Raw genomic sequence first — 7,873 nt, 5'->3', positions numbered from 1 at the left:
TCCTATAGATGACTACAACACCTGCTACCGAAGCGATCGCTATTCTCATTGATGTGGCACAGCGGGGAGAAATTGACCCATGGGATGTTCAGGTAATTGATGTCATTGACCGCTATCTAAGTACACTGGCATTAGACAGTGATCCAGAACTCGGATACCGTGACACGGACTTGTCTCAGTCTGGGCAAGCGTTTCTATGGGCATCCATGCTAGTTCTACTGAAAGCCGATACCTTGGAACGTTTAGAAGAACCCGAGGAGTTGGAGGAATCCGAAGAACTGGATGGGTCCGAGGAAATTGATGGCAGGGGAGATAGAGGTTTGCCTCGCAATCTAGAACGTCATCTACGCCGTCGCTCTGCTGCCCGACCCCCTAAAAGACGCCCAGTAACCCTGCCAGAGCTCATTAAACAGTTACAGGAGATGGCAGTCCAACTGGGTGAAAACCCCTTACCTTCCCCTAAAAAAGGGACTCGCTCTAGTGTCCGTAGTCAGGCAGCTCGTATTGCCCATCTAGCTCATGATGAAAACTTGACCGAGATTGCCAAACGGCTGGAGGAATTTCTATCCCGCTACTGGTATGAGCTAGCGGTAGACAACGATTGGCTGAATTTAAATCAGTTGTTAGAGTGGTGGACGTTATCCCCATCATCAGTTGCATCAACTTCCCTTGGTTCTTCTTACCAGGAGGACAAACTCAGAACAGCCAAGATGTCGGGAAAAGCTGACACAGAAACAGCGATCGCTCCTATTGAATCACGAATAGGGGACAGAGTTAGTGTTTTCTGGGGACTGCTATTGTTATCTGCTCAGTCTAAGGTTGAGTTATGCCAAGAAGAATTCTACCAAGATATAAAAATCCGTAAATTGGAGTAATGAACCCCACGCTTAAAAGCGGGTAATTATAACATCAACTAGCCTTGTCAGGAAACCAGTAATTCTCAACTGGGGTCACTCAAAGCATCACTCAAAGCACAGGTTACAGAAAATTCCAGCTTGTTTGCCCCTGTGTAATAGCGGTGGCTATGAAAAAGAGTTAGGGACTAAAGTCCCTCGTGCTAATCGTGGGTGAGAGTTCAAGGACTAGTTAGAATCGTACTCAATTGCCCACATCAACCTCTATGGATTTAGTTTAAGGAGAAAAGATACATGAAAGCCATGATTCTGGCAGCTGGCAAGGGAACTCGCGTTCGCCCTATCACTTACACTATTCCCAAGCCATTGATTCCCATCCTGCAAAAACCAGTAATGGAGTTTTTACTAGAACTATTACGACAACATGGCTTCAACCAAATTGTGGTCAACGTCTCTCACTTGGCTAACGAAATTGAAAGCTATTTCCGAGATGGGCAACGCTTTGGCGTTGAAATTTCTTATTCCTTTGAAGGTCGCATTGTCGATGGTCAACTGGTTGGGGAAGCCCTCGGCTCAGCTGGTGGCATGCGTAAGATCCAGGACTTTTATCCCTTCTTTGATGATACATTTGTGGTGCTCTGTGGTGATGCCCTGATTGACCTGGACTTGACCGAAGCACTTAAGTTCCATAAAGAAAAGGGAGCAATTGCTACCCTAGTGGCAAAACCTGTACCACGAGAACAGGTTTCTAGCTACGGTGTCGTAGTTACAGATGAAAGTGGTCGAATCAAAGCTTTCCAAGAAAAACCCTCAGTGGAGGAAGCCCTCAGTACCAATATCAACACAGGAATTTACATTTTTGAGCCAGAAATCTTTAAATATATCCCCTCTGGTCAGGAATATGACATTGGCGGCGAACTATTTCCCAAACTTGTGGAAACGGGGGCTCCTTTCTATGCGGTGCCAATGGATTTCCAGTGGGTTGATATTGGTAAAGTGCCAGATTACTGGCGAGCTGTTCGAGGTGTACTGCTTGGAGAAATCAACAATGTACCGATTCCCGGCAAAGAAGTCGCTCCCGGAATCTATACTGGCTTAAATGTGGCGGTGAATTGGGACAAAGTAGATATCAAAGGTCCGGTTTACATTGGTGCTATGACCCACATCGAAGATGGGGCAAAGATTATCGGACCAACTATGATTGGTCCCAATTGCTGGATCTGTAGCGGAGCAACCGTTGAGAATAGCGTAATTTTTGAATATTCTCGCCTTGGAGCCGGAGTACGTCTAGTGGATAAGCTAGTGTTTGGACGCTATTGTGTTGATAAGACTGGTGCGGCTATTGATGTTCAGGCGGCAGCCCTAGATTGGCTGATTACTGATACCCGCCAGAGTTTGCCTGTCACTGAACCAGCAGAACGACAAGCGATCGAAGAAATCCTAAGCAGCAAGAGTTAAGAGGTTCACGTAAACCCCCGTCCTGATACAAGGCGGGGATTTACCCAGCTAAACAGTGTTAAAGAAATTTTGCAATTGGGTATCACACAAGAGGATCATGTGTATTTGGTAGTTGCTACTTTGAAATATTGACTATAATAGAGAAAACAGATAACTGCAAGGGGCCTTAATGGTTTCGACGTGTTGGTGAAAGCTGACCCGTGATTCAGGTCGAGAGTGAGTCTTCTCTCGCAAATACCGGACTCAAAAAAATTGTAACTGCGAACAACATCGTTCCTTTTGCTCGTAAGGCTGCACCTGCTGTTGCCTAAACACCTATAAACAGGTTCGAGCGTCTGTAGTTTGACTCCGTTAAGGACTACGGACTTAACCCCAACGGATGCTCTAGTAAGCTGTCTTTGGTCGGTTTGCTAGCTAAGACTTCACCAAAGCATCCTGTCATCCGGGATAAGGGATGATCCCCGCTCCGAGGGTTAAAGGGGCTATGCCTGTGAATGAGCGATAAGTAAATAACCAGGGCGGACACGGGTTCAATTCCCGTAGGCTCCATTAAAAAATAAATATGACCTATTAAGATTGATTTCCTGGATTTATCCCGGTACATCAACGTTAATTTTTATTCTCCTAGGGAGCATGAAAGTGATTATTCCTCAACTTGTCTCACCATTCAATACTTCCACTGTATTTATTGGTCTGTTTATAGCAGTTATCAACATGGTTCGGTAAATCTTGGCAAAATAGGATTAATTTGACTGCTAAAAATAGCAGTGGTTATCCTGTGATTAATTAATTAATATGTTAAGGATACGTATTTATTGGCTTAAGCTAACCCCACCTCAATCAAACATTCTCAATCAAACATTGTAGATTGGGTTAGCTTAAGCATTCTGTTCAACCCCGATTTAATACTCCAGATTTAGTAGTATTAGGTTAACAGCTTATAAACTGAGCTTAATAAGCACCATGCCTATTCAAGATTACCATCATAGTTTTCAGAATCAGCTTCAGGTCGTAGCCGATAGACCACTTATGTTGGTAATCCAAGTCCATAAGAACCACATCTTCAAAGTCAGTCACCTTTGAACGACCATTGACTTGCCATTCACCGGTGATTCCAGGTTTAACTCTTAAACGCTTGTAGTGATGGCGGTTGTAGCCCATGACTTCATCAAAGGTAGGAGGACGAGTTCCGACTAGGCTCATCTCTCCGATCAAGACGTTCCAGAATTGGGGAAATTCATCAAGACTGGTGCGGCGTAGAAAGCCTCCGATCCGACTGATACGGGTATCATTTTCATTTTTGAATATATGACCTTTAGCTTGGTTTTCTACTAAGTGCTTGAGTTTGTCTGCACCCACAATCATTGAGCGGAATTTCCAGATTCGGAAGGGTTTCCCATTTAGACCACAACGGATCTGACTATAAAATAATGGGCCGGGATCGAATATCGAGATAGCGATCGCAATGGGAATTGCAATGCTCACGGTAATTAATAATCCAACCAAAGCTCCAATAATATCAATTAATCGTTTGATATTACTGTTGGCAGACTGATGAACCTCTTGCTTAAATAAACAACTTGGGATTCTCTTATCCCAAATTTGTGAATCAACCGAGGTATAAGCAGAAGACTTGGAGATAATCACGGGTTTATATTAGTTATCTAAAGTTGATTAAACGACGGAATAATTGCTTGAAATCCCCAGGCTGATAGAACAGTTATGCTCAAGTAAGCTAACTTGCTTAGGTAGTTTTTGCCCAAACTTTACGGAAGAGTCTCCTGCCATTTTTTAAAATATTTGGTAGGCACCCACTAACCCTAAAGTCTTTGTTGTAAACTAAATAGTCTATTAACCAGACCGCTGAAAACTTTAAAAGTTCCCGCTAATGTCGATATTTTTTCAAAAAAAGTAAATTATATATAGGTAGATGACCTTGTCATTTTTATTGACCGCCTTATTAATAATTTTTAATCGAAGCCTCTGATTATAGTATTTTGGTTTGTCAAAAAAGGAGTAGTATATTTTGTATCATTTCATTGAAATTTAACATTTTAGGGACGAATTCGTGAAGGAATTGTGAATTGGGGTTGAATTAATTGACTTCCTGTCTGAATTTTGGTAATAATAGTTCACTATTATGAATCAAGCAATGAATGGAAATGATTAGAGGTAAAGATAATCCAATTGATGTTAAGTTGCTAGGTAGACATCCGTCAAGACTACCTCTGAGACCAAATCCAGGTTAAAAACCTCCTTTATAATCAAGTCACGGGGCGAAGCCTTAGGTGAAAGGCAGGTAAACCCAAACTTATCTAGCCGCAACTTCCCTCTTGACTGGGCTAAAAGGGGGCTATAAAAGCGGATTTCAGATCACAGATAAGTAAACACGGCTATAGCTTAGCCATGTTGCCAGCTTGGCAGTAATTTTCAAGAATTTACCGAAAACAGAACAGACGCGCTTCATCCGAGTCTATTAACAGCGTCCCACGGATTGCTAAGGGCTGACGCCCCGCTGCGCGAACAAGGAAATACGCGCCCCTCGTGGTAGCCCCGTCTTTTTAAAGCGGGTTAGAAGTTTCCGCAAGAATAGTGCAGCCTTTATAGTTGGTAGGCTATGCATTAAAGGTGACAGGTTTTGTTGTAAGGCTGCACTATTCTAAGGTTTCGTCTCCGGGAGGAAACGCGACACGGCAGTGCGAGCAATCCCTCGCACTGCCGTCAAAAAAAATGTATAATAATGATGATGTGAGTAAAGGCAGACGCCTACGTGATGAAGCGACTCTAGTACCGGAAAGATACCGACCCTGGCCAAAAGGCCACGCTACGCGAACAACGATTACATTGCGCTAATCCTCTTGTGAACGGGTAAATAATTGCAGATCGCAGAGCGTACCGAACTGGCAAGCGTGGTAGTACCTCGAAAGCATAATTTTTGCAAGAAAAGTAGCGGGAACTGTTGGGATTGAAGTGACTGACAGAACTCAGTAGGGGCGCTTTGACTACGCCTGTAAGATTCGTTTATGGATTCTTAACTAATCCCCGCGTCTAATGACCGGGGAGTGTCAACCATCTGTTCACACAAATCTGTCAACGCATTAATAGTAGCAATGGCTTCTGAATGGTCAAGGGAGTCATTGGTTCGAGATGTCTTCTGGGACTCTGGGGTACCATCGGCTAAGTGCGATTGGCCGTAGGCCACGCTACGCGATGCTCGGTACGAGCCGCTACGCGAACGCAATGGTGTATTTTCTTCAGACAATCCTATACCCCACGATTGAGGCAACTCTCCTGTTAACCAATCCATTGGTGGTTCCTGATTCAAATCTGATTGGCCTTTGGCCACGCTACGCGAACGGTCAGACACCACCTCAGTCATAGTCAGAGAGTTTTTGGACAATAAGGTTTCCGGATGTAATTGAAAGCTATCTTTATCCTCAACTTGAACCTGTACATCCGGTGGTTGTTGTGAGGAAGACCATACGCTTGAAGCTTCTCGTCCTAACTGCTGAGCTAGACGATTCACAAAGGCAGCAAACAACATTTCTCCCTGCATGCCTAAGCTGTGCATTTTTTCAAGTTCCTCAGATAAAGACTCCTGGTAACCTTGAAGATCTCTGTGTAGGGTCTCAAAAATCAACCGCTGGTTAACATCTATATTCTGTATGAGTTGATCAGATTGTTTTTGAAGCTGCTGTAGTTGCTCAATGACCTGTTGTCTTTCGACTACAGCAACAATCTCATCCTGATTTGAAGGCAATCGGTTGATTGAGTCATCACTAGTGGGATTCTTTTTTAAGTGAGCTTCCCAATTCGCTAAAATTTGAGATAGCTTTTGGGTCAAGCTTTCGACAAGGCGGTTGATTAGCCCTTGTGAGAAGTAGTCTGAAGCAAACTGCACATTTGCAGTTTGTTGTTTGGTATAGTAATCCAGCTGCTGCTTGGTACTCTCCAAATGCTGAATTTCTCGTACCAGAGACTCCCGCTGTTGCTGTAGAGCCTCCAACTCTACCTGCAATGGTTTCGTGAAATCGGTACGTAGAAGGTTCATTTCTTGAGTAACCGCTTGCAGGATTTGCTGCACTCCCTCCTGAACAGATGTGGGTACTCCCGTCTGAGATGGGGTTACTGTAGTAGTTGTATTGTCCGATTCCACCCCTAGCTTTTGCTGTTGGGAAACTAGGTAGCTACGAACTTTCCGCAAAACCTGGTGTGCAGCCGCTAGGTCACCAGACTTGAACCATGGTAGAGGAAAGTCAGGCTTATGGAGGATGTGGTCAATATCAGCAATCAGAGATTGAATGTCGGTTTGAGCAGTCACTTTGAAACCCTTGACGAGAACAAATTGAGTCATACAGGAGTGAGAGTCAGCCCCCTGTGTCTAATGTTAAATTGCCAGAGTCACCAAACTATTACAAATTGTTCATCATGGAGCATAATAACTGTACTTACCCGATGTGATTATTGCCAAGCCCTCTACCAGAATTAGCCTACCTCAGCTCACTGCAAGTAGTTTAGCTCCAGTAGAATCTTTGTTTGTCAAGGCAATTTCACTCACATCAGTCATTTTCGTTGGTCTACCAAAGGTGGTGAGGTTAAGCAGATCTGCTTCATTGGCTTCTTTTAGTTGACACAGGCAAACTCCCTGACTCACTTGATTTGACAGCGGATCATTTATCTATTCAAGGTGTTTACGAAGCGCTCATGATCCCATGGAAGACCGATACAATTCATCTGAAGTTAACTCTAATGTTCATGATTCGATGGCTAGCACTCCTTTTTTTGCTGGCTTACCAGATTCTAGTGTCAAAAAAGCCATTATTAATATGGTTACCCGTAGCCATCCTGCAAATCGAGTGATTTTACTTGAGAATGACTGGGGGGGGTCTGTCTATTTCATCTTAGATGGTTGGGCAAAGATTCGCACCTATAACATGGATGGGAAGGAAGTGACCCTCAATATTCTTGGGAAAGGAGAAATCTTTGGTGAAATGGCAGCGTTAGAAGAAGTACCTCGTTCAACAGATGTGATTACCTTAACCCCTACAACCATTGGTAGTATACCCGCTCAGGATTTTACCCAGTTAATTCATACGGAACCTTTGGCTGGTGTCCACTTAGCTCAGTTGATGGCAAAGCGTCTGCGTCAGGTTAACCGACGCCTACGCTTGCGGGAGTCAGATAGTACCTCACGAGTGGCAGACACCTTGTTGTTTCTAGCTGAAGGACAAGGCAAATTGAAACAAAGAGGAACTGAGATTCCTAACTTACCTCATCGAGAGATAAGTAGCCTTAGTGGATTGGCGCGGGAGACGGTCACACGAGTCCTGACAAAGCTGGAGAAGAAAGGCTTGATCATGCGGGATCAGGATACCCTTTTTATCTGTGATCTGCCTGCTCTAGAAAAGATGATTATCTAGTCTTGAGATATAAGGCTGACTGCCTGACACATCTTGGAAAATGGCAGTCATCAAGGGGTGCAGTGCTTCGAGCGAATACGAGTAAACCAGATTCGGTCGTAGTAATGCTGCTCAGCCTTCAAAGAAGCAAAGCTTGGTTGC

At 44.0% G+C, this 7,873-nt stretch carries 6 protein-coding genes, 1 other RNA gene and 1 pseudogene; 6 read left to right on the top strand and 2 right to left on the bottom strand.

What is annotated here, in order from left to right:
• Positions 1–8 precede the first annotated feature (8 nt).
• The 3 genes from F6K57_RS33005 (at position 9) to ssrA (ending at position 2,864) form a co-directional block, all read left to right on the top strand.
• Complete coding sequence (locus F6K57_RS33005) at positions 9–875, top strand: segregation/condensation protein A (RefSeq protein WP_075904154.1); 867 nt, start codon at positions 9–11, stop codon at positions 873–875.
• A gap of 273 nt (positions 876–1,148) precedes the next feature.
• On the top strand, positions 1,149–2,312 hold the full coding sequence (locus F6K57_RS33000; RefSeq protein WP_293025167.1) for an NDP-sugar synthase: 1,164 nt from the start codon (positions 1,149–1,151) through the stop codon (positions 2,310–2,312).
• A gap of 160 nt (positions 2,313–2,472) precedes the next feature.
• Positions 2,473–2,864, top strand: a transfer-messenger RNA (tmRNA) gene (gene ssrA / locus F6K57_RS32995).
• Positions 2,865–3,263: 399 nt separating this feature from the next.
• On the opposite strand, the gene F6K57_RS32990 is transcribed toward ssrA, so the two are convergent.
• Positions 3,264–3,899 (bottom strand): sugar transferase, encoded by a 636-nt coding sequence (locus F6K57_RS32990; protein WP_293072222.1) that lies wholly within the window; start codon positions 3,897–3,899, stop codon positions 3,264–3,266.
• Between the two features lie 977 nt (positions 3,900–4,876).
• Between F6K57_RS32990 and F6K57_RS42265 the strand changes: the two are divergent.
• Positions 4,877–4,975 (top strand): annotated as a pseudogene (locus F6K57_RS42265) (RNA-guided endonuclease TnpB family protein); the annotation flags it as partial.
• On the top strand, positions 4,941–5,165 hold the full coding sequence (locus tag F6K57_RS32985; protein ID WP_293038837.1) for a hypothetical protein: 225 nt from the start codon (positions 4,941–4,943) through the stop codon (positions 5,163–5,165). The pseudogene F6K57_RS42265 and the gene F6K57_RS32985, both read left to right, overlap by 35 nt.
• Before the next feature lie 178 nt (positions 5,166–5,343).
• On the opposite strand, the gene F6K57_RS32980 is transcribed toward F6K57_RS32985, so the two are convergent.
• Complete coding sequence (locus F6K57_RS32980; RefSeq protein ID WP_293072221.1) at positions 5,344–6,666, bottom strand: hypothetical protein; 1,323 nt, start codon at positions 6,664–6,666, stop codon at positions 5,344–5,346.
• A gap of 358 nt (positions 6,667–7,024) precedes the next feature.
• On the opposite strand from F6K57_RS32980, the gene F6K57_RS32975 reads away from it, so the two are divergent.
• The gene (locus tag F6K57_RS32975; RefSeq protein WP_293038833.1) at positions 7,025–7,732 is read left to right on the top strand and encodes a Crp/Fnr family transcriptional regulator; all 708 of its coding nucleotides are present in this window, start codon (positions 7,025–7,027) and stop codon (positions 7,730–7,732) included.
• Positions 7,733–7,873: the final 141 nt, after the last annotated feature.

Origin of the sequence: Moorena sp. SIO4A5, from assembly GCF_010672005.1 — a bacterium.
Classification (GTDB): Bacteria; Cyanobacteriota; Cyanobacteriia; order Cyanobacteriales; family Coleofasciculaceae; genus Moorena.
Note: the sequence above shows the minus strand (reverse complement) of the source record. Positions and strands in the feature narration are given on the sequence as shown.